The following is a 23,271-nucleotide window of genomic DNA, read 5'->3' as shown; positions in this document are numbered from 1 at the left end:
CAAATACAAGAAATCAATAACGAGAGGTGTAAGAAAATGAAACAGTACGATATCCGCTTGGCCAAGGTGCCGCAGCCGCCCAAGGACTGTACTGGAGAGCCGGTCATGCTGACGGATGCCACTATCCAGGAACGTCTGGACAAGGTTCTGCGGGGCATGAAGTCCCGCGGTTTTGAGCAACTGGTGGTGTACGGTGACGCCGAACACTGCGGTAATTTCCAGTACCTGATGGGATATTTTACCCGCTTTGAAGAGTCTCTGCTGGTTCTGGACGCCGACGGCACGGCTCACTTTGTGCTGGGCAATGAGAATCTGAACAAGGCGTCCAAAGCCCGTATCCCGGGGCAGGCCGTGCATGTTTCACTGTTCTCACTGCCCAACCAGCCCAACCGTGCTGACAAGCCCCTGCGCACTCTGTTGGAGGAGGCAGGCATTGCGCCGGGCCGCCGCATCGGCATTGCAGGATGGAAGCATTTTACCAGCCCGGTGGAGAAAAACGAAAAACTGTTTGACATCCCGGCCTTTATTCTGGATGCCATCCGTGCCATTACCGGCGGCGACGAGAACCTGTTCAATGCCGGAGATCTGTTCCTTGGCGATGGCGGTGCCCGTACCACTAACAACGCTAACGAGATCGCCCATTACGAATATGGCGCTGCACTGGCTTCAGACGGTGTGCTGGATGCTATGGATCTTCTGGCTCCCGGTGTGCCGGAGACCGCACTGGGCGCTCAGCTCAACCGGCAGGGCCAGCACAACAGCATCGTGACCATTGCCGCCAGCGGCCCGCGCTTCATCAAGGGCAATATGTTCCCCACCCAGAACACGGTCAAGGTGGGCGATACCATTTCGCTGACCGTCGGCTATTCGGGCGGCTCCTCCAGCCGCGCAGCCTATGCAGTGCACGACGCTTCGGAGCTGCCGCAGGGCGCTCAGGATTATGTGGAAAAGGTAGCGGCTCCCTACTTTGCTGCCTATACCCGCTGGCTGGAGGAGATCCATGTGGGCATGACCGGCGGTGAGATGTTCGACAAGGTGGAAGAAATTCTGCCCCGTGCAACCTACGGCTGGTCGCTCTGCCCTGGCCATCTGGTGGCCGAGGAAGAATGGCTCTGCTCTCCGATCTATGAGCACTCCGCAGAGGTTCTGCGCAGCGGCATGATGCTGCAGATCGATATCATTCCATCGGTGCCGGGCTACGGCGGCAGCTGTGCCGAGAGCACCGTGGTGCTGGCCGATGAGACTCTGAAGGAGCAGATCTGCCAGCAGTACCCGGAGATGTGGCAGCGGATGCAGGTGCGTCGGCAGTATATCATCCAGCAGCTTGGCATTCAGCTTTCGGAAGATGTACTGCCCATGTGCGGCACAGTGGCTTATCTGCGGCCCTACCTGCTGGAAAAGGACATGGCATTTGTGAGCCGCTGAGTCCATAAACATCCATGGATGTCTCTGAATACTCTATAATTTTGGCACCCGCCCAGCCTGCAATCAAAAATCCCCGCAAATAATTGCGCGAGAGCTTGAAAAAACGTGAATAAAGAGCACAAATAAAGTATAACAAACCGCCCCGGTTTCCGTAACAGGAAGCCGGGGCAGTTTTTGCGTTGGGTAGCTTGAGCGAGCGACAAGGGGCTGTTGCAAAATAGCCCCAACGAAAAAATGAGATAGACTTCCCCAAAAGGGGTTGCCTATCTCATTTTTTGTTGTAAACTGAAACTGCAATGAACCAGATACAACATGAACAGTATACAGGAAAGGGCGGCATATATCAACAGCTGACCCTGCCAATAAGCGAAAATATTTTAATAGATGAACATGAACCGGTGTATGTAGCCAACGCCCAGCTTGAGGAACTTCCGGCGCTTCTTGATGCGAGGGAGAACCAATATCTCTACCGAATTGTTTCTCCTCTGCATTGCTTTTGACCTCCAGAAGTTCTTTTCCAAATTGCAACGCGGAAAGAGAAAATCTCATCTTTTTCCCCTCAAAAAAGAGTAGAATTTTTTGGAACTGAAAATGTAAAAAGCTGAGCACCTGCTTTTTCACAGAGGCTCAGCTTTGCTATACCTTTTTCTCTGAATTTATGACAAAGTTTTCAACTTTTGGGCTGTTTCAGGCACTCTTTGCTGAAGTTTTCAACGTCTTTCGCTTTTGCTATTTTGCAACAGCCCCTTTTTTGCGTCTTGTTTTGTAAGCGGAAAGAAGGTACAATAATAGAAAAGAAAGCGTATATCAGTCGAATAAGGTGGTAGGCCTATGAAGTTTTTTGAAGCGGTTCCAAGCGAACTTTTCTCGCCGCTGGCTTCACCCAACCGTATTTTATATGCGGATGCACTGGACGTACTGTACGCAGCATACCAAGAAAACCTGAAAATACGGGAAGATGTCTTGTATTCCATGCTACGCGGCAGGCTGGAACAGGAACTGGCGGATGCTACGTTTGAAGATGAAGACATTGACGAAGAGGAACTGAGGGATATCTCTGGCCGCGCTCGTTTTTTGATCCGCAAGCTGTGTAGTAAGGGGTGGTTTGAGAAAGAACGCGGGGACGACTTTGAAGAGTATATCACGATTCCTAATTACAGCAGCCGTTTGCTGGAATTATTCCACCAACTCTGCGATGATAGCCCGGCTCGTGGGTATTCCTATGTGTTCGGAACTTTCTCAGTCTTAAGGACCGCCGACGACAGCAACAATGCTTACGATAAAATGACGGCTCTCTATAGTGCCTACGATAACACAACGGCGCTGATTAGCTTGTTGCAAATGGTCTATCATAATGTGAAGCATTATTTTCAGACGCAGATCGATATGCAGGATGTCAACCAGGTGCTGGCTGCACACTTTAACGACTTCGGACAAAAGGTTGTGGAGGCATATATCCGTCCGCTGAAAATCAAAGATTCAGTGCCGAAGTATCGTGTGCCCATTCAGTCTGTGCTTAGGCGCTGGGAAGAGGATGATACCTTGCTGATGGCGATGGCAAATGAAGCATTGCGTGATAAGCGGGGCAAGACATTGGAAGACTGCCGTGCCGATCTGCTGAGGAAAATTTTCTGGATCGAAGAACGCTATGACAATTTAGAGAAGGACTATCTTGAAGAAATTGATACGCAGGTCCGGCGCTATACCAGGGCAGCAACACAGAAAATAGAGAACCTGACGAACCGAGATCAAAGCGTGCGCGGTAATTTGAATGTTTTGCTGACGGCACTGTCCAGAAACCGCAGGGCGTCTGAGCTGGTGGACCAGATACAACCGGTATTTCAATTGTATGAGCAGTCTTTTTTGTCAGAAAAAAGTCTGTGGTACCGTAAGCGCCCCGAAAAACGGACAAAAACCGCGTCGGTGCTGATACAAGATGATCAGGCACCGAATACAGAAGAACAGGTCAGAGCGGCACAGTTACTGCAATCGAAATATGGCCGGGCAGCAGTAAATGCTTACGTGCAGGGATGGCTGGGAGACGCTGACATTCGTTGCTCGGAGGAGCTCTCGCTTGAAGAGGACAAGGATTATATCATGAGTTTGCTGGCAATCCTTGGAAGCAAAGATGCATCTGCCGGTTATGTGGTCCAGGAACTCGATGGCATTTTTTGCAAAAATGGCTATTCGATCCCGCAAATGCAGATCCGGAGGAAGGAGAAGAAGCCGTGAATTTTGATTTTGTTACCAATGCAACGGCAAAAGAACTGGAACAATTCAAATCTGTCTGCAATCAGCTGCTCAGCCGCACATACATTGTGCGAACCATCTACCAGCCGGGAAAAGGCAGGGTGGATAACCCAGATTATCTTTTTCTATCACGGCACTATGAGGCTGTACAGGAGTACCTGAGCCTGCTGGACTGGGATTTGCGCAGGGATGAACTGAACGGATACTTTTATGTGTTGAACACAGACGAGGCTAACCGTTGCAACCTCAATAAAAAAGAAACGGCGATTTTGCTGGCATTACGGCTGATCTACGAAGAAAATATGGAGCGTTTGGGTTTGGAGCAGGATGCCGTGTGTACTGTGCGGGATGTTCTGGAAAAAGTGGTGACCGACTATCCCGTTTTTCCGGCTAAGCCGAATATGGAAGAGGTCAAACGCGCGTTTACGGTACTGGAAAACCATTCTGTGATTCAAAGACTGGAAGGAAAATTCAACCAGGGCAGCTGCAGGATCGCAATATTGCCCACCATTCTCTCTGCGGTCTCCAGCGAAAAGCTGAACTTGGTGGTGTCTGTTTTGAAAAAGGAGGAAACAGATGAAGAAGCTGAAGAAGATCCTGCTGATCAACTGGCTCTATTTCAGTAAGGAACTGATTGAAGTGGGCGACATCAATTTTCTGACAGGCAAGAACGGCGCCGGAAAGTCAACGGTCATCGATGCACTGCAGATCGTACTGCTGGGCGAGACCAACGCCCGCAACTTTAATCAGGCGGCCAACGAAAAATCGCAGCGCACATTGGAAGGCTACCTGCGCGCCGACATGGATGATAACAGCCCGTATTCCCGTCGTGGTAAGGACTTTTCCACCTATATTGTCTGCGAATTTCAGGATGAGATGGAGGGCAGCAGCTTTGTGACGGGCGTTACCTTTGACTGCCGCAGCGATGGAAGTTACCGTGATACATTCTTTATTTACACGGGGACACTGCCGAAAAATTGCTTTATTGAGCAGGGCGAGGCAATGGAGACTTCTGCACTTCGCCGTTTTTTGAAGCAGAACTATGCACGGGCAGAATTTTACGATACTCAAAAAGAGTATCGCCACAACATGCTTGCAAAGTGGAACGTCCACAACGAGCAGGTCTTACGGATGATGAAGAAGGCTGTTTCGTTCCGGCCAATTGTGGATATCCAAAAATTTATTACGGAGAACATCTGCGATATTCCGGATAAACCCAATATTGAGCTGATGCAGCAAAACATCCGGGATTATAAACGGCACGAATTGCTGGCGCAGCGTCAGCAGGAAAAGCTGGATGCGCTGCAGCAAATCAGCAGGCTGTATCAGGAGATGAACCAAGCCATAGACCGCTGCCAGATCCAGAAGTTTCTGGTACGGTGGGCCGAAAAAGAAGCTGCGCAGACAGAGATCGACCAGAGGGAATTGGAACGAACTGAATGCAAGGAGAACCTTGCAAATGTGAATGAGCAACGGGAGGAGCTTGAGCGGCAGATCGAACAGAAAGAAACGCGCCGCAGTGAGCTGGAGCTGGCCTGCAGGCAGAGCAACGTTTTCCAGGAGGAAGAGCGTCTGCTCAACACGGAAAAGGCTCTGAGAGATGAGCAGAAAAAGCTGGAACAGGGTCTGCAAAATCTTGAAGTGGAGATTAAGCGGGAAGCACGGCATTTGCAGAGATTCTGTGGGGAGATACAAGAACTGGAACCGGAAGAACTTCTCATACCGGTGCAGGAAGCGGCGAACACTGCGCAGAAAGCATATGCTGTATTTACTGGTGACGAGAAGGAATTGTTTGCCTGGCCTGCGGAGTTGTTTGAAACGGGGCAGCAGGCAGCGGCCGAATTGTCGGATGCTGTCCGCAGTGCGGCTCATAAAACAGAGGACCGCATTGCAGAGCTGAAGAAACAAGCCGACCAGAAAAGTGCGGTGCTTGCAAATCTGCGCAGGAACATCAAAGATTATCCCCATGGGCTTCTGCTGTTCAAAGACCGGCTGGAAAAGGATCTGGCGGGCAAAACAGGGCATGCGGTTCCCGTTTATATTCTGGCAGATGTGCTGGAAATGGCGGATGAGCGCTGGCGTGGAGCGGTAGAAGGCTACCTAAATAACCAGAAATATTATCTGCTGGTGGAGCCGGGACACTATCAGGAAGCACTTAATATTTACGACCGGCTGAAGAAGGAAGCAGAGTACCGTGCGTTTGGTCTGGTAGATATCGGAAAACTGCGGGAAAAAGAGACGCTTCGGCCGCTGCCCGGCAGTCTGGCAGAAAAGGTGGAGACAGAAAACAAGCTGGCACGCAGCTATGTGGACTATCTTCTGGGTCGGGTGATATGCTGCGACACGGCAGAACAGTTGCGCTGCTATAGGACGGCAATCACGGCGGAAGGAATGCTGTATCAGGGTTATGTGGCCCGCGCACTTCGGAAGGACCGGATGGAAGATGCTTTCATCGGGCGGCGTGCGGTACAGCTCCGCATCGACCATCTGGAAAAGGAATTGGCCTGTCTGCAGGAGGAGCAGCGGCATTGGCAGCCGCTCCAAAAACAGCTAGCCTGCCTGCAGGACCCGCTTTTTACTCAAAGATTTGTCCGAATCGATGTGGCGCAAAAGCAGGAGGACTACCAGCGCGTCCAGACGATCACCAAGGAAATCGCAGAAGTCAAAAATCAGCTTTCCCAGCTGAATCTGTTCTGGTTGGATGAGCAGCGGCAGATCATTGAGCATCTGAAAGAAGAGATCCTTGCACTTAACAAGGAAAAAGATGCGAAAAATGTGCAAAGGGGCAATCTGGAAAGCCGCATCCACCAGCTGGAATATGAGATCTTGCCGGAAAAATATCAGCGGTATGAGGCCATCGAAGATGGTTTGAAAGAAGGATTCACGGAGGAATACCGAGAAACCATCGGTGTTCCCCGCTATCGGCAGGAGCTTGTCCGCTTGAAAAAGGCAGATGTCATCCGCAAGAACTTCGGCGACAGTTTGGCGCAGAGCACAAAGGCAATGGACGGGGCTCAGAAGAAACTGTTTGCAGCACGCAGAGAATATGCAGAACGGTTCAAACCCTGTGCATTCCAGATCGAGGTGATGGATAACACCGAATACGAGGAAGAACGGCGTACTCTGCAGGAAAGCGAGCTGCCCCGATACAAAGAAAAGATCCGGGCGGCACGGGAAAGTGCAATGGAGCAATTCCAGAACGATTTCCTTGCCAAACTGAAATCCAGCATCGATCAGGTGCAAGAACAGGTGCACAACCTGAACAAGGCCCTGCGCCAGGCACAATTTGGCACAGACAAGTACCAATTTCGCGTAGGGCCAAACCCGGATTATCTGGATTACTATAACATGATCACGTCAGATGAACTGATGGAAGGCGAATCCGGTCTATTCGCACTGCCCTTTCAGCAAAAATACGGCCCACTGATCGAAAAACTGTTCAGTCAGATCACAATGGCAGACGATACGCAGCTCAATACCCGAAAACAGAGCGAACTACAGGAGAATATCGTCCGCTATACAGACTTCCGGACGTATCTGAAGTTTGATTTGGAAACGACCGACCAGAACGGTTCCAAGCAGCTGCTTTCTCAAACACTGAATATGAAGTCCGGCGGTGAAACACAGACACCGTTCTATATTGCAGTGCTGGCATCATTTGCTCAGCTGTACCGTGTGAACGATGCCACCCGCTTTGGCAACACGGTGCGTCTTGTGGTATTTGATGAGGCCTTTAATAAAATGGACAGTGACCGGATCACCGAGAGCGTACGCCTGCTCCGAAAGATGGGGCTACAGGCGATCATTTGCACGCCGCCGGATAAGGTTTCGGACATTATGCCCATTGCTGACCGGACGCTTCTGGTGGACAAGACTGGGTATCGGATGCACATCATTCCCTTTGGAAAGGAGATGCAGAATGAAGGAAGCGCAAGTGATCCTGAACCGGCTGCTGGATAAGTTTGAAAACAGCAAGCATCTTTCCGAACCTAATGTTTCCAGACGCCGGGTAATGCTGCGCATTGATAAAAGGGAATTGCCGGAGTATCAATACGAAGATGCGGTGGTTCGGGATGCATACAATGCTGCGGCACGGGAGCTGGAGCAGCAGGCTTTGGTGCGTCTGGAATGGGCGAGAAAGCAGAGCGTTCTCTCCTGCATCGTGCTGGATCTGGAACGGGTCGCACAGTGCTATGAATGCGCCGACAGAGTGCATCCGCAAAAAAGGGCGGAAGAGGTCGAACGTCTTATTACGCAAAAGTTGGAGGGCAATCCTGTTTCATGGATCGCAGCATGGCGGGATGCTGTATGCACTCAGGCACGGAACAGCATGAGAGTGCCGACTTTTTGTAGAGAGAACGACCATTTGTTGCAGGACCTGCTGCTTACATTCCAGCGGTACGCAGAGCTGTCCGGCAGTGTGACGATGCGTGCATTCAGCAGCCAGTGCTTCCACGACACCAAATATTTTGAGCGAAATGTGCGTGAACTGTTTCTCGGCATTGCACGTAAGTATAATATCCAACTGGCGGCGGCCTGTACGGAAGCGGAACTTGGCGAACGGGATCAGCTTTCATTTCTGGGAATCTATGCCCGTCCAGAACTCTACGAGCTTTCGGGCGATTGCACGATTTTGCTGCAAAAGGGTGAACTTCGACTCAGCGCAGCAGAACCTTATGGCGTAGCTTTGCCCAGTACGCTTATGTCAGAGATTGTGGATATTGACCTGAAAAACAACTGCTGCATTACCTTTATCGAAAATAAAACAAACTATGATGAATATTTGCTGGTGGAAAAACAGCCGGAAGAACTTGTTGTTTATCACGGTGGCTTTCTGAGTCCGCAGAAGAAAAAACTTTTTGAAAAACTGGCCGCTGTGGCAGGAAAAAACATGCAAATACGATTCTGGGCAGATATTGATCTGGGCGGTTTTTGTATGTTCGAAAACCTGCAAATGGTGTTCCCACAACTTGAGCCCATGCGTATGGAAGGACTCTTTGTGGAACAGTACCACAAAAACGGACTGAATCGGCCGGAGCAGTATTTGCAAAAGTTGCAGGAAGAGCGGAATGCGGGAAGACATCCGCTGTTTGCCGATGCAATCGATAAGATTTTGCAATACGGGGTCACAATCGAACAGGAAATATTTCTGGAGTAGGATCTGTACGAAGATAAAAACGCTTGTTGACCTATAAAAACGTACTATCATTCTTCCCAACGCTCTGTAATTTTGGCACCTGCCCAGGCTGCTATCAAAAATCCCCGCAAGTGATTGCGTAAGGGCTTAAAAAAGCACCAATAAAATAAACGAACCGCCCCGGTTTCCGCAATGGAAGCCGGGGCGGTTTTTTATACAAAAAAGAAATCGTTTTTTTGTAGCTTTGATGAATTGGCGCAGAGTCATTGACAGCAGAAGGGCAGAAGCGTATCTTTGAAACAGAAAACGGAACCGGGCTATAAATAGCATGTTTCTTTACCTTGCGAGGACACTTTCGTTTTGATGAGGCACGACCCGGTGTGCCGCTTTTTTCATTTGCGGAGATAAAATACAAAAAGTACGGATTATAGTACACATTATCTGTTATGCTCGGTACATGGAAGGCACACACCGGAAAAGGAGCAAAAATGCGAAGGACGTTGAATAAAACAAGGTTTTTGGCCGGTAAAACGGACCCGGAAAATACCAGCCTGTGGCTGCCGCTCTGGATGCATCTGTGGGATACGGCGGGCATCATGGAGCGGCTAGTCCGGCAGTGGCTCCCCGAAAGCGTAAAACGGGCCATGGGCTTTGAGCGCGAGGAAGCGTTGCTCGCACATGCCCGGTTTTTGGGTGGAATCCATGATATAGGCAAGGCTACGGTAGCCTTTCAGGCAAATATCCTGCGCACCCTGCCGGAGGCGAGGCAGCGGCTGGAAACGTTGACGCCGCTGGACTGTCCTGAACAGAATCGCCGGGAGTCGCCGCATGCCCGGGCGGGCGAGGCAGTCCTGCTGTGGGATGACTGCCCCGGCGGGATCGCCTCCATTGTGGGGGCGCACCACGGCAAGCCACAGAGCTGCGCGGCGGTCGATGATCAGTTAGAGGGTTGGGAGAGCAACTACTACCCCAAGGGACAGAAAAAGGTCTGGGAGAACTTCTGGACAGAACTGCTCATGACTGTTTTGCAGGACTGTGGCTTTGACGACACAGCGGAGTTGGATGATCTGAATCCGCAGGAGGAAGTGCTTCTGACCGGACTTCTGATCATGGCAGACTGGATCGCCAGCAATACGGAATACTTTCCCCTGATCCCGGTAGAGGAGTTGGGCAGCATGGAGGATTACCCGGCGCGGGTGGACAGGGCTTGGGAAAAGCTGGCGCTGCCCTTCCCGTGGGAGGCACAGCCGGGCATCGCAGACCCGCAGGAGTTTGCGGTGCGGTTCGGCTTTGCGCCCAATGCGGTGCAGAGGGCTGTTCTGGAGGCTGTGGATACCGCAGCGGAACCGGGCATCCTGATTTTGGAAGCACAGATGGGCGTGGGTAAAACCGAGGCGGCGCTGGCCGCTGCGGAGGTCATGGCCAGCCGGTTCGGGCTGGGTGGTGTCTTTTTCGGGCTGCCCACACAGGCCACGGCAAACGGCATCTTTCCCCGGCTGCTTGGCTGGGCAGACACACAGTCTGAGGAGACGCTGCCGCAGGCTATAAAGCTGGCACACGGCATGGCAGAACTGAACGAGTGCTATCTGCGGCTGCAGGGGCGCGGGGTGCAGTTGGAGGAGGACGCGCAGGAAGCGCATCAGGTGCAGGTACACCAGTGGTTTCGGGGAAACAAGCAGGCACTGCTGGCAAACTTTGTGATTGGAACAGTGGATCAGTTGCTGCTGGCGGCACTTGCCCAGAAGCACGTTATGCTGCGGCATCTGGGGCTTGCGGGCAAGGTGGTCATTATTGACGAGTGCCACGCCTACGATACCTACATGAACTGCTATCTGGACCGTGCACTGGAATGGCTGGGCTGGTACAAGGCGCCGGTCATCCTGCTGTCAGCCACCCTGCCTGCCCGGCGGCGCGCGGAACTGGTCGAGGCTTACCAGCAGAAAAAGGCTGTCCCGGACGTCCCATGGAAAACCAGCTGCGGCTATCCGCTGCTGACATGGACGGACGGCGCAGAGGTAAAGCAGACGGCCATCCCACCAGACGCACCCGGTAAAACGGTGCAGCTGACCACGCTCACAGAGCCGGAGTTGCCCGCGCTGCTGCGCCGGAAGCTGGCAGAGGGCGGCTGCGCGGGAGTGATCGTCAACACGGTCAAAAAAGCGCAGAAGATCGCGCAGCTGCTGCGGGAAAGCCTGCCGGACAAAGAGGTGCAGCTGTTCCATGCGCAGTTCCTGATGCCGGACCGCGCAGCGCGGGAAAACCAGCTGATGGCACGCATTGGCAAGGGCTCTGAACCGGAGCGCCGGAACGACCTGATCGTGGTGGGCACGCAGGTGATGGAGCAGTCGCTGGACATTGATCTGGACGTTCTTGTTACAGAGCTTTGCCCCATGGATCTGCTGTTGCAGCGCATCGGACGGTTGCACCGTCACCGCCGCAGCCGCCCCGCCCCATTGCAGCAGGCCTGCTGCGCGGTGCTGGACACCGGGGAAGATGCCTTTGATGCGGGCAGCGAGGCGGTATATGGACAGTGGTTGCTCTGGCGCACCCGGAAGTTTCTGCCCCGGAGCATCCGGCTGCCGGAGGAAATCTCTCCGCTGGTGCAGCAGGTCTACGGCTGGGAGCGGGAAGCTCCCGGTGGAGCGCAGGGGGAGGAAATGCGCTGCGTATATGAGCAGACGCAGGAGAAAAAGAAAGCGCGCGCCGAGGCGTACCTTGTGCCGCAGCCGGAAACGCACCGGCTGGCGCAGTTGAATACGCTGGACGACTGGATGCAGAACGAGGGTGCCCGCTCCGACCCGGCGGCGCGGGCAGCAGTGCGGGACGGCGACCCCTCGGTAGAGGTGCTTGTAATGCAGTGTCGGGCAGACGGCAGCATCCACTTTCTGCCGTGGCAGGAGGGTGGCAGCGCCGTAGCTGCTGACAGCCCGCCCCCGCCGGAAACGGCACTGAAGATTGCCCGGCAGAAGCTGCGGCTCCCGGCGGTGTTCGGCAAAGCGTGGAAGGTGGATAGGGTCATCCGGGAGTTGGAAGCGGACAACCGCAGCGGACTTGCGGCGTGGCAGCTGTCTCCGCTGCTGCACGGAGAGCTGGTGTTGCTACTGGACGAAAACCTGACCGCCCATCTTGCGGGCATGGAGCTTTGTTATGACCGTGAAAACGGCCTGACCTACCAAAAGGAGGAAACGGATGAAGGAGATCGAATTTAACCTGTTGACGGAGCCGTGGGTCCGGGTTCGTCGGCCAGATAATACGGTGCAGGAAGTTTCTTTGACGGACGCACTGCTCCATGCGCAGGATTATGTGGATCTGGCAGGCGAAATGCCCACGCAGGATGCCGCCGTGCTGCGGCTGTTGCTGGCGGTGCTGTTCACCGTGTTCTCCCGGGTGGATGCAAAGGGAAAACCCCAACCGCTGGCACAGAGCGATGATGCACTGGAGCGCTGGAGCGAGCTGTGGCAGCTTGGGCATTTCCCGGCAGAGCCTGTCCGGGACTATCTGGAGCAGTGGAAGGACCGCTTCTGGCTGTTCCACCCGACACACCCCTTCTGGCAGGTGCCGCAGGCAAAGATCGGCACGGAATACGGCGCGGCCAAACTCAACGGTGAAATGTCGGAAAGCAGCAATAAACTCCGGCTCTTTCCACTGTATGCGGGGCAGAGCAAGGAGCAGCTGAGCTATCCGCAGGCGGCGCGGTGGCTGCTGTGCGTGAACGGCTATGATGACACCTCCGCGAAGCCAAAAGGAAAGGGACTTCCGTCAGTAGGAGCCGGGTGGCTGGGCAAAATCGGTTTTATTCAGGCACAGGGCGATAATCTGTACGAGACCCTGATGCTGAACCTGACGCTGCTGCGCGACAGCCGGGAATGCTGGGGCGAAAGCAAGCCCTGTTGGGAATTGGAAGAACCAAAGAGCGCGGAACGGACAGAAATTTGCTGCCCGGACAACCCGGCACAGCTGCTCACCCTGCAATCCAGAAGGCTGTTGCTGCACAGGACAGGGGAGAATGTGGATGGGTTCTGTCTGCTGGGAGGAGATTTCTTCCCCAGAGAAAACGTCTTTGCCGAACAGATGACCATCTGGCGCACGATGCCAATCAAGAAAAATGAACCGGTGGTGTTTGTGCCCTGTCGTCATGACCCGGCTAAACAATTCTGGCGGGAGTTCCCGGCGGTCTTTTGTCAGGACAGCGGGCATCGCCCGGGCGTTGTATGCTGGATCGAAAAGTTGCAGGAAAAGAGATTGAAACTTCTGGATCCCCGCAGAAAGGTACATTTCCGTATCTCCGGTGTCCAATATGGCGATAAGGACTTCTTTGTAAATGATTCTTTCAGCGACAGCCTGACCTTTCAGGCAGGGATTCTGGATGAGATAGGGCGTCCATGGCAGAGTCGGATCGTCAGAGAAATCGAGCGCTGTGAACAGACAGCGGCGCTGGTAGGACATTTTGCGCAGGAACTGGCAATTGCCGCCGGTGACCGGAATGAAAATGCAGGCGGCGCGGTTCGTGCACAATTCTACTTTGCAGTGGATCAGCCTTTTCGGCAGTGGCTGCAGGCGATCGACCCGGAGCAGGACGACCCGGATGAGGCAGCGCTGCGCTGGCAGGCGCAGGCGCGAAACATCGCGGAAAAGCTGGGAAAACAGATGGTGATGGAGGCCGGAAATGCCGCCCTGAAGGGACACCGCATTGTGGTGGATAAGGATAAAAAGACCGAGCGCACCATCCTGTATACCTCGCCAAAGGCCTATAATCGTTTCCGCACAAGGCTTTGGGAGATCTATCCCAAAACAGAACCATAAAGGGAGAATTGTATGAAAACACAGGACGTCAAACTGTATGCGGCGCAGCAGCTGCACAGGCTTCAGTCTCTGCCGGACAACCAGCGGCGGGCAGAGCTGGCAAAGCTGCGTCGGGGCATCGGCCACGCACCCGGCGAACTGCCGGAACTGTGGGGAAGTTTTTTGCTGGAAATGCCGGAAAGCTTTCAGGGCCGCAGTGCTCCCTCGGCGGCAGAGTGGGCGGTCTACCTTGCCCTGACCCTGTATGCTATGCATCAGCAGGGGAACGACCGCCCCATGAACTGCCCTGGCAACACACTGGGGCGTGCGGTGCGGCAGCTGGCAGAGCGGAACAGTGCCGGACAGGACTGGACCGAGGCCAGTGTGCTCCGGCGGTTCAACGCGCTGGCCACCGCAGAAGAAATTACCGAGATCAGCTACCATCTGCGGGGCATGATCCAGCTGCTGAGCGCGGCAAAGGATGGCGGCATCCCGCTGGACTATCCGCAGCTTGCGGCAGACCTGTATGAATTGCAATGCACCGACCCGCGGTATGCGCAGACCCCCGCCAATGTTCGTCTACGGTGGGGACAGGACCTGTACCGCGACCCGAAGCCTGCACCGGATGAGAAAGAAAAGGAGAATTGATCATGAATAAGCGCCTGTATGTTGATTTCCACATTTTGCAGACCGTCCCGCCCAGCTGCATCAACCGGGACGATACCGGCAGCCCAAAAACGGCAGTGTACGGCGGTGTGCTCCGCGCCCGGGTATCCTCGCAGGCATGGAAGCATGCCATGCGCGCAGCCTTTGCGGAGAATGCTCAGCTGGACGTGGGCAAGCGCACTAAAAAGGCCGCAGAACTGGTGAAGGCGCAGATCCTTGCACTGGCCCCGGAACTGGATACGGACAAGCTGGCAAAAAAAGCGCTGGAGAATGCGGGCATCAAGAGCGACGATAAGGGCACCAAGGCACTGTTCTTCATGAGCACTGCGCAGGCAAAGGCATTGGCAGAGCTGGCTGTGGAGGGCTCTGCGGATAAAAAGCAGTATCGGGATGCCCTGAAAGCGGCGCCCTCGATGGACATGGCGCTGTTTGGCCGTATGGTGGCAGATGACCCTTCTCTGAACTATGACGCCGCTGCGCAGGTGGCACACAGTATCTCCACTCATGCTGTGCAGAACGAGTACGATTACTTTACCGCCGTGGATGACTGTCAAGCAGAGGACAACGCCGGTGCAGGCCATCTGGGCACGGTGGAGTACAACTCCTCCACCTTGTACCGCTATGCCACAGTGAACGTGATGGAGCTGGCCGGGCAGCTGGGTGCAGCGCAGGCCGCGGAAACGGTGCGGGCCTTTGGTGAGGCGTTCCTCTTCTCCATGCCCACCGGCAAGCAGAACACCTTTGCAAACCGCACTCTGCCGGATGCGGTATATGTGACCCTGCGGGAGGATCAGCCGGTGAACCTGTGCGGCGCATTCGAGCGTGCCGTGCCCCGCAGTGCGCAGGGGTATGCCGCGCCTTCCAAGGCGGCACTGGCACAGTATGCGCAGCAGATGTACAGCAGCTTTGCCGAGGCCCCGGCGCAAAGCTTTACCGTGGGCAGCGGGCTGGAGGAACTGGCTCCGGCGCAGACGGCAAAGGCTATGCTGGACGCACTGGAAAAGGCTGTCCGGGATGCACTTGCCGGAAATGAGGTGGGGTAATGGCAACGCTGTTGCTTCGGCTGGCAGCGCCTTTACAGGCGTGGGGCGCGGACTCCAAATTTGAGACCCGCAAGACGGGCCGTGAACCCACCAAGAGCGGCGTGATCGGCCTTTTGGCGGCAGCTCTGGGGCTGCGGCGGGACGAGCGCGAAGCACTGCTCCGATTGACCGGGCTGCGGTTTGGCGTCCGCGTGGAGCGGGAAGGGCAGCTGCTGGTGGACTACCACACGGCAAAGACGCAGGATGAAAAGACCTCTTATGTGACCTACCGCCATTATTTGCAGGACGCCGTGTTTCTGGCCGGGATCGAAAGCACCGACACTGCACTTTTGCAGCAGCTGCAGCAGGCGCTGCTGCACCCGGCCTTTCCGCTGTATCTGGGCCGCCGCTGCTGCCCGCCTACCCGGCCGCTCTGTCTGGGAGTACGCTCGGGCAGCTTGCAGGAGGTGCTGCAAGCGGAACCGCCCCTGTGTCCGGGACGGCAGAGCCGGATCTTGTTGGACGCCGACCCGCTGGAGCCGGGCACGGCTCCGCAGCGGGATATGCCGGTGAGCTTTGACCCGCATCATCGGCAGTACGGCTACCGCTCGGTACGGGAGCTTTGGCAGAAAGTGCCGGACAGCCCGGAGACTACGGAGCACGATCCGTTCCGGGAATTGTAAAAAGGGAGCGAGAGAATGTATTTATCACGGGTAGAACTAGATCCAACCCGCCGCAGCACCATGGCTGCGCTGTCGGCACCGCAAAAACTGCATGGCGCAGTGGAAAGCGCTTTTGCAGGGGAGCGCCGCCGCAGACTGTGGCGGTTGGATCGTCTGGGAGAGCGGTTGTATCTGCTGCTGCTCAGCGAAGATGCGCCAGAGCTGTCCGGCGTGGTGGAGCAGTTTGGCACCGGAGCGGCTGCGGAGACCCGCAGCTACGACCCGCTTTTACAGCGGGTGGAGCCGGGCAGCTGCTGGCAGTTTCGGCTGACCGCAAACCCCACCAAAAGCAGCAAAGACCCCCAAAACCCCGCAGCGCGGGGAACTGTAGCCGCACATTGCACGACACAGTACCAGAAGCAGTGGCTGTTGGAGCGCGCCGCAAAGCACGGCTTTGCCCTGCGGGAGGAGGAATTTACCGTGACCCGGGTGCAGTGGCAGCACTTTGCCAAGCACGGCACCCGGCCGGTGACCCTGTTGGCAGTGACCTATGAGGGCATTTTGCAGGTGACCGATGCAGAGCAGTTCCGGGCACTGCTGTGTCAGGGCATGGGGCGCGGCAAGGCCTATGGCCTTGGACTGATGACCGTTATGCGCGGAGGAAACTGAGATGGACGAGATGCCGGGCATGATCCGGCCGGACCTGCAGGCGCTGCCGCAGGTGAAAGACCGGATGACCTTTCTGTATCTGGAACACTGCACCCTTGGCCGACAGGACGGCGCAATCACCGTTACAGACGAAAAAGGGATCGTTCAGATCCCGGCGGCGGGCATCTCGGTGCTGCTGCTGGGGCCGGGTACACGGGTGACCCACCGTGCCATGGAACTTATGGGTGACACGGGCGTGGGTGCTGTCTGGGTAGGTGAGCACGGTGTGCGGTATTACGCCCATGGCTGTCCCCTGACCACCCACTCGCAGCTGTTGCTGCGGCAGGCAGAACTGGTCAGCAACACCCGCAAGCACCTGGATGTGGTACGCAAGATGTATCAGCTCCGTTTCCCGGACGAAGATATCTCCCGGCTGACGATGCAGCAGCTGCGGGGACGCGAGGGCAGCCGTGTGCGGCAGGTATACCGCAAAGCTTCCAAGGATACCGGTGTTCCGTGGAGCGGCCGACTGTACCGCCCGGAGGATTTTGCATCGGGAGATGCCGTCAATCAGGCGCTTTCTGCCGGTCACGCCTGTTTGTACGGTCTGGCGCACGCGGTGATCGTGGCATTGGGCTGCGCCCCGGGTCTTGGCTTTGTTCATGTGGGGCACGAGTGCTCCTTTGTGTACGATATTGCCGACCTGTACAAGGCCGAGGTGACCATTCCCATCGCCTTTGAAGTGGCGGCACAGGCTCCGGACGACCTGCCGGCCGTAGTGCGCCGCCGGGTGCGGGATGCCATGGTAGAGCATCATATTCTGGAGCGCATGGTGCATGATATCCGGTATCTGCTCCTGAATGAGGATGAGCGGGAACAGGAGCCGGAAGCTGTTTATCTGTGGGACAACAAAGTGGGCACTGTGGCCAACGGCATCAATTATTTTGAAGAAGAGGGTGATGAAACATCGTAGTTCTCACCATGACGAACTGCCCGCCAAAACTGCGCGGGGATCTGTCCAAATGGTTGTGCGAGATCAACACGGGCGTTTATGTGGGCAATGTGAGCAGCCGCGTCCGATTCCATCATCGAATATGGAGCGCTGCGGGTCCGGGACGGTGTACCGGTGGAGGAGCTGACCATGCTGGTCTGCGTGGAAGAAAACGTTCCGGCAGAGATCACAGCCCTGACAGGACTCAGCGCTGCGGAATTGCAGCAGGGAACAGAACCACGGGAAGCGCTGAATAGCTTTTTGTTGTTTATTGGCAAAGACCCACTGGTGGGACATAATATTGCCTTTGATCTGGAGTTTCTGCGCATGACCTGCAAACGATATGGCTTTCCGGCACCGACCAACCGCCAGATCGACCTTGCACAACTTGCCCGCCGAAACCTTACAAGGATCGCAAATTATAAGCTGGTGACGCTGGCACAGCATTTTCAGCTGGCAGAAAAAGTGGAGCATCGCGCCCTGCCGGACTGCCGTCTGATACAACAGTTTTATTGCAAACTGAAGGAAACAGCGGTACAATAGCAACAGGAGGCACGGTGCTACGGGATCTTTTTAGTCTTTTCCCCGCATACGCGGGGGTGATCCCAACATGCTGGAAGAAATCGAGGACGTAAGCCACTTTTCTCCGCATACGCGGGGGTGATCCCTTGGCTTCCTTAGCTGCGTGGGTGTCTTTCTGCTTTTCCCCGCATACGCGGGGGTGATCCTGGCGTCGTCAAAGTGCCGGGCTATGAGCAGCTCTTTTCCCCGCATACGCGGGGGTGATCCTTTGGGCAAACCGTTTGATCGCTGGCACTAAGACTTTTCCCCGCACATGCGGGGGTGATCCCCACAAACCGGTGTACAGCATGGCGTACACGCCCTTTTCCCCGCATACGCGGGGCTTACAAAAAAGAACCACGGGCGCAACGGAAAGTGAAATGATATTTCTGGAAAGGAGAACTCTGCAATTTTATCGCCCGCCCAGGCTGCGATCAAGAATCCCCGCAAGTAATGGCGTAAGGGCTTGACCCGACACAAATAAAGCATAACAAACACCCCTCGGTTTCCTGCTGCGGAAGCCGAGGGGTGTTTTGCGTATTAAGGGTGGAACGAATGCGCACTGTGATTTTATTCGGCCTTCAGGCGGAGCAAAGTGCCGGACTTTTCAATGCGGTAAAAACCTGCGCTGCCGTCCACGCCGAACTGCAGCTGCAGCTTGAGCGAAGAGTGCGACAGCGCGCGCACCGAAGGCGCGATCCAGTGCACCAGTGCCAGCAGCAGCGGCAGGGTGACGACCAGCTCAGTGGCATCCTGCAGTGCGGCCCAGAACTTCGCAGTAGAGCAGCTGGTCCAGATCGATGCGGGAGATGCCGGTCTTGCAGTGCAGGATCAGGCTGCGCTGGTCGGCGCGGCGGCACTCGGCGATCACCGAATCCGTCAGACGGAAAAAGCTGTCCTCCCAGATGGGCTTGAGCTGGTAGAAGTAGGCACCCACCACATAGGATTCCACTGCAAACTCGGCGGAGGAAGTGAGAAAGATGATCTTGACGACGTTATCGTACTGCCGGATCTCCTTGGCAGCGGTAATGCCGTTTTCGGCCGGCATGATGACATCCAGAAACAGGATATCGTACCGGGTGCCCTTTTCGATCTCGGCCAGCAGATCCAGCGGGCTGTGAAAGGCTGTGCACTGGATCTGGACACAGCGCTGGGCGCGATATTTTTCCAGCAGGGCAGAGAGCTGGTCCAGAACTGTTTGGTCATCGTCGCAGAAGGCGATCTGGATCATAACGGGTTTAACACATCCTTTGTTCGCGTCAGCCAGAAATTACAGCTGGGCCTTGCCCATGCAGTAGGTCTGCAGCACATCGTAGTTGTCGTCCAGCACCACAAGGTCGGCATCCTTGCCGATCTGGATGGAACCCTTGCGGTCGTCCAGATGCAGGCAGCGTGCCGGGTTGATGGTGCAGGCGTTCAGTGCATAGTTGAAGGGCACCATGGCCTCCTCCACCAGAATGCGCAGGCCCTTGTTGATGTTCAAAGTGGAACCGGCCAGCGTGCCGTTGTCCAGATGGGCGCTGCCGTCCGGGTAGATGGTGATATGGTTGCCGCCAAAGATATACTCGCTGCCAATGGGGGTGCCCTTGGCCATCAGTGCATCCGAGATCATGATGGCGTAATCCGGGCCTTTGCTCATGAAGTAGTTGTTCAGGGCAGCAGGGGTGGAGTGGCAGCCGTCGCAGATGATCTCGCCGTACATGGTGCGGATGCGGTAGGCTGCGCCCACCAGACCGTTGGCGCGGTGGGCGAAGGGGGACATGCCGTTGTACACGTGGGTCATGGAGCGGGCACCGTTGGCATAGGCCAGCACGGCCTGCTCATAGGTGGCGGCACTATGGCCGATGCTGACCACCACGCCGTGCTCGGTCAGGTAATGGGTCAGTGCAAACCCTTCGTCGTGTTCCGGTGCAAGGGTCACATAGCGGATGTGGCCGCGTGCTGCCTGCTGGTAGTGCTTGAACTGCTCCACGCTGGGCTTTGCGATGTACTCCGGAGGCTGTGCGCCCTTGTACTTCATATCGAGGTAGGGGCCTTCAAAGTGGATGCCAAGGATCTCGGCACCTTCGTAGCTGCCCTCCATCACGTCGGCCACATTGGCCACGGCGTTGGTCAGCACCTCCACGCTCTGGGTGACGGTAGTGGCCAGAAAGCTGGTCACACCCTCAGAGACGATATGCTTTGCCCAGTAGCGCAGGCCCTCCGGCTTTGCGTCGTTGGTGTCGAACTCGTAGGCACCATGGCAGTGGATATCCATAAAACCGGGCACGATGCGCTTGGAGCCATAGTCCACATCGGCCTGCTTTTCACCATAGGGGAAGATGCCGGTGATCTTGCCCTGCTCCAGCTCGACTGCGGCAGAAATAAACTGGTCGGCGATCCATACTTTTTTGCTCTGGATGATCATATAATCAGCCCTCCGATATCATCATAAAACCTGCATATGCTGCACACGACAGCACAACCATTCTGCAGAAAAGTATAGCATTTTCTGGCGGGAATAACCAGCCTTCGCGCGCCTTTTCAAAAAAATTAAGCTGGAAAATGAAAAAACGATCGCAGTTTGCACAAAGAAATAGCGTAAAATCAGAAACCCGGAGCCTTTTTGAGCCGTTTTGGCCGAAAATAGGTTCCGGGTTTTGTGCATGATCTTTTCAGAGAGCTGTTTTGCAACAGCCCCTTAATATGAAGTAAGCCCCAGGCTTACATCCAAAGCCTGATCCACACGTTTCTGATCTTCCGGCGTGATCTGCCCGGCCCGCTCCCGCAGGCGGTGCTTATCCAGCGTGCGGATCTGTTCCAGCAGCACCACGCTGTCCTTGGCAAGGCCGGTATCCGCTGCCCGGATATTGATGTGGGTGGGCAGGCGGGCTTTGTCCAGCCGGGATGTAATGGCCGCAGCGATCACGGTAGGGCTGTGCCGGTTGCCGATCTCGTTCTGCACGATCAGTACCGGGCGCACGCCGCCCTGCTCCGACCCCACCACCGGCGAAAGATCTGCGTAAAAAACTTCTCCTCTGTGTACCTCCATGGAATCTCCCTCCCTGCATTTGGAGGATGCGCCCCGCTTATGTGATGCGTCCGGCGCATCTTCGTCTGATTTCAGTATGAGCCGGCTGCGCGCCGGTTATGCAGCGCAGGGGATATTCCATTGTATGCACAAAGGCTTACAGAGTTTCCAGTGTGCAGAAGGCCAGTGCCATGCCGCCCTCGTGGCTCAGAGAGAGCCGGGCGGCAAGGCCATGGGCCTGCATCCATTCCGCCGTCTGTCCGGAAAAATGATAGGCAGGTGCACCGCTTTCCAGCCGGACAGCCTCGATCTCACACAGGGAGAACGGCTCCCGCAGGCCGGTGCCTGCCGCCTTTAAAAAGGCTTCCTTGGCGGCAAAGTTGGCTGCGGCGCTGGCAAGCCGGTGGGCGGCGCTGCGCCCGGCGGGCAGCGGTTCGTCAAGGCTCAGCGCAGCGCGTTCGGCCTCGCCGTACACCCGGCGGATAAAGGCTGCAGCGTGTGCGCCGGTAAGGCTTTTTTCCAGATGCGCGATCTCGCACAGGTCGCAGCCGATGCCATACAGCATAAAGGCCCTCCTTCTGCCGCATTTGCGGCGGTGCAGGCCGTCAGCCTGCAAAATCAGGACCGGAAATTTTATGCAAACTGTGCAAATCCGGTCTGTTTAGCTTGAAGTTTCCTCGCAATTCGTGTACAATGAATGTAGTTCTTCCTAAGGGGGTGTATTCCGTGAGTGGCGAGACCGCTATTTTTTCGATCCACGACAAAAAGGACTATGAGATCCATGAGATCGTACAGCAGGTGTACGATGCTTTAAAGGAAAAAGGCTATAATCCGGTCAATCAGCTGGTGGGCTATATCTTGTCCGAAGACCCCACCTACATCACGACCTATAAAAATGCCCGTTCCATGATCCGCAAGGTGGATCGTGACGATCTGCTGCAGGCCATGCTGCGCAGTTATCTGAACGTCTGATATCGCTTGTCTGCTCATGCCCCGCCGTCGCTATGATGGCGGGGCTTTTTCATAATAGAATGCAGATGCCGTTTACCGTTACAGCCCCTCCGGTGAAAACGCAATTCAGAAAAATCCGCAGATCTTTCTGAATTGCAACTATATAAAATAAAATTTTCGCTGAAGATGGCCAGAGCGAAACGGAGGCCATTCCAACCGTTACGGTCGGAACGGCAGCGTAAAGATCTGGTTTACGACGACCTCATATTCCCACGGTTCCCGCACCTTGCGCAGCTGCTTTTCCAGCTTTTCGGCCCCCTCAAACTTGTGAATGAGGTAGAACCAGTGCCCCTTCATGCGGCTCACCGCGCACCCGGCGCTGCCGAACAGTTCGGAGTATCCGTGGTAGAGGTCGTCAAGGTATCCGCGCAGCTCTTCCCGTGCGGCCGGTGCGCCGCCGCGTGCTTCACGGAAGAGCGCCGGATCCGCAATGATGCCGCGCCCCACCATGATGCCGGACAGCTGCGGATACTGCGCTTCCAACGTGTGCAGGTCCGCAGCGGTGGTCACATCGCCGTTGTAGCACACGGGCATCCGGCACCCGGGCAGGGCGGCAGCAAAAGCGGCACGGTCGGCCTGCCCGCGGTAGAGCTGGCGCATCACACGCGGGTGGATGGTCAGCTCACAGATGGGATACCGGTTATAGATGTCCAGAATGGCAGCAAATTCTTCCGGCTTTTCCACGCCCAGCCGGGTCTTGACCGAGATAGGCCCTTCCGCATTGGCAAATACGGCGGCAAGAAAAGCGTCCAGCTTGACGGGGTCGCGCAGCATCCCGGAACCCTTGCCTTTGGCGGTGACGGTGCCGGAAGGACAGCCGAGGTTCAGGTTCACCTCGGTGTAGCCAAGGCCGCGCAGCTCGCCGATCATCCATGCGGCAAGTTCGCCGTCCTTTGCCAGCAGCTGCGGGATCACCGGTGCGCCGGGGTTTGCCGCAGGGGCAAGCTCGGCCATCTTCTTTTTAATGAGCACCCGGTTCTCCGGCGGGGAGATGAAAGGGGCATAGTAGCGGTCGGCATTGCCAGCAGGGCCGAACCATTTCTGGTGTGCCTGCCGCCACACCCGGTCGGTCAGGCCCTCCATGGGGGCAGCATAGTAATTCATGG

Annotated in this window: 20 protein-coding genes and 1 CRISPR repeat array; of the genes, 14 read left to right on the top strand and 6 right to left on the bottom strand. The window is 55.7% G+C overall.

What is annotated here, in order from left to right; genetic code table 11:
* Positions 1–36: 36 nt before the first annotated feature.
* Positions 37–1,425 carry a M24 family metallopeptidase gene (locus tag GKG36_RS05325; RefSeq protein ID WP_005942549.1) on the top strand — a complete coding sequence of 463 codons (1,389 nt, stop codon included), beginning with the start codon at positions 37–39 and terminating at the stop codon, positions 1,423–1,425.
* Between the two features lie 63 nt (positions 1,426–1,488).
* Here GKG36_RS05325 and GKG36_RS05320 read toward each other — a convergent pair whose 3' ends face one another.
* Positions 1,489–2,046 carry a hypothetical protein gene (locus tag GKG36_RS05320; RefSeq protein WP_154256224.1) on the bottom strand — a complete coding sequence of 186 codons (558 nt, stop codon included), beginning with the start codon at positions 2,044–2,046 and terminating at the stop codon, positions 1,489–1,491.
* Between the two features lie 210 nt (positions 2,047–2,256).
* On the opposite strand from GKG36_RS05320, the gene GKG36_RS05315 reads away from it, so the two are divergent.
* The 12 genes from GKG36_RS05315 (at position 2,257) to GKG36_RS14815 (ending at position 18,126) form a co-directional block, all read left to right on the top strand.
* On the top strand, positions 2,257–3,657 hold the full coding sequence (locus GKG36_RS05315) for a Wadjet anti-phage system protein JetA family protein (protein ID WP_005942556.1): 1,401 nt from the start codon (positions 2,257–2,259) through the stop codon (positions 3,655–3,657).
* Positions 3,654–4,301: a DUF4194 domain-containing protein gene (locus GKG36_RS05310; protein ID WP_005920847.1), complete on the top strand. Its 648-nt coding sequence runs from the start codon at positions 3,654–3,656 to the stop codon at positions 4,299–4,301. The genes GKG36_RS05315 and GKG36_RS05310 overlap by 4 nt, the downstream gene beginning before the upstream one ends.
* Entirely contained in the window at positions 4,252–7,635 is a 3,384-nt protein-coding gene (locus GKG36_RS05305; RefSeq protein ID WP_005942560.1) for an SbcC/MukB-like Walker B domain-containing protein, read from the top strand. Before GKG36_RS05310 ends, GKG36_RS05305 begins: the two co-directional genes overlap by 50 nt.
* A complete protein-coding gene (locus GKG36_RS05300; protein WP_154259572.1) occupies positions 7,595–8,833 on the top strand; it encodes a Wadjet anti-phage system protein JetD domain-containing protein in 1,239 nt (412 codons plus the stop codon). The genes GKG36_RS05305 and GKG36_RS05300 overlap by 41 nt, the downstream gene beginning before the upstream one ends.
* Positions 8,834–9,300: 467 nt before the next feature.
* A complete protein-coding gene (cas3, locus tag GKG36_RS05295; RefSeq protein WP_243138978.1) occupies positions 9,301–12,021 on the top strand; it encodes a CRISPR-associated helicase Cas3' in 2,721 nt (906 codons plus the stop codon).
* A complete protein-coding gene (gene casA / locus GKG36_RS05290) occupies positions 12,002–13,615 on the top strand; it encodes a type I-E CRISPR-associated protein Cse1/CasA (protein ID WP_154259568.1) in 1,614 nt (537 codons plus the stop codon). The genes cas3 and casA overlap by 20 nt, the downstream gene beginning before the upstream one ends.
* 12 nt (positions 13,616–13,627) lie before the next feature.
* Positions 13,628–14,242, top strand: a complete 615-nt coding sequence (gene casB, locus GKG36_RS05285) for a type I-E CRISPR-associated protein Cse2/CasB (protein WP_154259567.1) — start codon at positions 13,628–13,630, stop codon at positions 14,240–14,242.
* A 2-nt stretch (positions 14,243–14,244) separates the two neighbouring features.
* Positions 14,245–15,303 (top strand): type I-E CRISPR-associated protein Cas7/Cse4/CasC, encoded by a 1,059-nt coding sequence (gene cas7e / locus GKG36_RS05280; RefSeq protein WP_005942576.1) that lies wholly within the window; start codon positions 14,245–14,247, stop codon positions 15,301–15,303.
* Positions 15,303–15,965, top strand: a complete 663-nt coding sequence (cas5e, locus tag GKG36_RS05275; RefSeq protein WP_154259565.1) for a type I-E CRISPR-associated protein Cas5/CasD — start codon at positions 15,303–15,305, stop codon at positions 15,963–15,965. The genes cas7e and cas5e overlap by 1 nt, the downstream gene beginning before the upstream one ends.
* Before the next feature lie 15 nt (positions 15,966–15,980).
* Positions 15,981–16,613, top strand: a complete 633-nt coding sequence (cas6e, locus tag GKG36_RS05270; protein WP_154259563.1) for a type I-E CRISPR-associated protein Cas6/Cse3/CasE — start codon at positions 15,981–15,983, stop codon at positions 16,611–16,613.
* A 1-nt stretch (position 16,614) separates the two neighbouring features.
* Positions 16,615–17,565, top strand: a complete 951-nt coding sequence (gene cas1e / locus GKG36_RS05265) for a type I-E CRISPR-associated endonuclease Cas1e (protein WP_154259561.1) — start codon at positions 16,615–16,617, stop codon at positions 17,563–17,565.
* Between the two features lie 111 nt (positions 17,566–17,676).
* A complete protein-coding gene (locus GKG36_RS14815; protein ID WP_347563245.1) occupies positions 17,677–18,126 on the top strand; it encodes a 3'-5' exonuclease in 450 nt (149 codons plus the stop codon).
* A 35-nt stretch (positions 18,127–18,161) separates the two neighbouring features.
* Positions 18,162–18,494: direct repeats of the CRISPR family, unit length 28 nt; unit sequence CTTTTCCCCGCATACGCGGGGGTGATCC.
* A gap of 392 nt (positions 18,495–18,886) precedes the next feature.
* Here the strand turns inward: GKG36_RS14815 and GKG36_RS05250 are convergent.
* The 4 genes from GKG36_RS05250 to GKG36_RS05235 all read right to left on the bottom strand — a co-directional run bounded on the left by GKG36_RS05250 (position 18,887) and on the right by GKG36_RS05235 (position 21,719).
* Positions 18,887–19,375, bottom strand: coding sequence for a response regulator (locus GKG36_RS05250; RefSeq protein ID WP_154259555.1), 489 nt, complete (start codon positions 19,373–19,375; stop codon positions 18,887–18,889).
* A 39-nt stretch (positions 19,376–19,414) separates the two neighbouring features.
* Positions 19,415–20,551: an N-acetylglucosamine-6-phosphate deacetylase gene (nagA, locus tag GKG36_RS05245; protein WP_154259553.1), complete on the bottom strand. Its 1,137-nt coding sequence runs from the start codon at positions 20,549–20,551 to the stop codon at positions 19,415–19,417.
* 273 nt (positions 20,552–20,824) lie between these two features.
* Complete coding sequence (locus tag GKG36_RS05240) at positions 20,825–21,175, bottom strand: type II toxin-antitoxin system PemK/MazF family toxin (RefSeq protein WP_005942608.1); 351 nt, start codon at positions 21,173–21,175, stop codon at positions 20,825–20,827.
* A 136-nt stretch (positions 21,176–21,311) separates the two neighbouring features.
* A complete protein-coding gene (locus tag GKG36_RS05235; RefSeq protein ID WP_005942611.1) occupies positions 21,312–21,719 on the bottom strand; it encodes a 4'-phosphopantetheinyl transferase superfamily protein in 408 nt (135 codons plus the stop codon).
* A gap of 161 nt (positions 21,720–21,880) precedes the next feature.
* On the opposite strand from GKG36_RS05235, the gene GKG36_RS05230 reads away from it, so the two are divergent.
* A complete protein-coding gene (locus GKG36_RS05230) occupies positions 21,881–22,126 on the top strand; it encodes an IreB family regulatory phosphoprotein (protein ID WP_097774456.1) in 246 nt (81 codons plus the stop codon).
* Positions 22,127–22,324: 198 nt separating this feature from the next.
* Here GKG36_RS05230 and GKG36_RS05225 read toward each other — a convergent pair whose 3' ends face one another.
* A complete protein-coding gene (locus GKG36_RS05225) occupies positions 22,325–23,269 on the bottom strand; it encodes a tRNA-dihydrouridine synthase family protein (protein ID WP_120020418.1) in 945 nt (314 codons plus the stop codon).
* Positions 23,270–23,271: the final 2 nt, after the last annotated feature.

The sequence above is a fragment of the Faecalibacterium sp. BIOML-A1 genome (assembly GCF_009679715.1).
Taxonomy (GTDB): Bacteria; Bacillota; Clostridia; order Oscillospirales; family Ruminococcaceae; genus Faecalibacterium; species Faecalibacterium taiwanense.
Note: the sequence above shows the minus strand (reverse complement) of the source record. Positions and strands in the feature narration are given on the sequence as shown.

Excerpts from the sequence above, each read along its gene's own strand:
- GKG36_RS05325 (WP_005942549.1), top strand. The coding sequence starts at position 37 with ATGAAACAGTACGATATCCGCTTGGCCAAGGTGCCGCAGCCGCCCAAG.
- GKG36_RS05315 (WP_005942556.1), top strand. The coding sequence starts at position 2,257 with ATGAAGTTTTTTGAAGCGGTTCCAAGCGAACTTTTCTCGCCGCTGGCT.
- GKG36_RS05305 (WP_005942560.1), top strand. The coding sequence starts at position 4,252 with ATGAAGAAGCTGAAGAAGATCCTGCTGATCAACTGGCTCTATTTCAGT.
- GKG36_RS05300 (WP_154259572.1), top strand. The coding sequence starts at position 7,595 with ATGAAGGAAGCGCAAGTGATCCTGAACCGGCTGCTGGATAAGTTTGAA.
- cas3 (WP_243138978.1), top strand. The coding sequence starts at position 9,301 with ATGCGAAGGACGTTGAATAAAACAAGGTTTTTGGCCGGTAAAACGGAC.
- casA (WP_154259568.1), top strand. The coding sequence starts at position 12,002 with ATGAAGGAGATCGAATTTAACCTGTTGACGGAGCCGTGGGTCCGGGTT.
- casB (WP_154259567.1), top strand. The coding sequence starts at position 13,628 with ATGAAAACACAGGACGTCAAACTGTATGCGGCGCAGCAGCTGCACAGG.
- cas7e (WP_005942576.1), top strand. The coding sequence starts at position 14,245 with ATGAATAAGCGCCTGTATGTTGATTTCCACATTTTGCAGACCGTCCCG.
- cas5e (WP_154259565.1), top strand. The coding sequence starts at position 15,303 with ATGGCAACGCTGTTGCTTCGGCTGGCAGCGCCTTTACAGGCGTGGGGC.
- cas6e (WP_154259563.1), top strand. The coding sequence starts at position 15,981 with ATGTATTTATCACGGGTAGAACTAGATCCAACCCGCCGCAGCACCATG.
- cas1e (WP_154259561.1), top strand. The coding sequence starts at position 16,615 with ATGGACGAGATGCCGGGCATGATCCGGCCGGACCTGCAGGCGCTGCCG.
- GKG36_RS05250 (WP_154259555.1), bottom strand. The coding sequence starts at position 19,375 with ATGATCCAGATCGCCTTCTGCGACGATGACCAAACAGTTCTGGACCAG.
- nagA (WP_154259553.1), bottom strand. The coding sequence starts at position 20,551 with ATGATCATCCAGAGCAAAAAAGTATGGATCGCCGACCAGTTTATTTCT.
- GKG36_RS05240 (WP_005942608.1), bottom strand. The coding sequence starts at position 21,175 with ATGGAGGTACACAGAGGAGAAGTTTTTTACGCAGATCTTTCGCCGGTG.
- GKG36_RS05235 (WP_005942611.1), bottom strand. The coding sequence starts at position 21,719 with ATGCTGTATGGCATCGGCTGCGACCTGTGCGAGATCGCGCATCTGGAA.
- GKG36_RS05225 (WP_120020418.1), bottom strand. The coding sequence starts at position 23,269 with ATGAATTACTATGCTGCCCCCATGGAGGGCCTGACCGACCGGGTGTGG.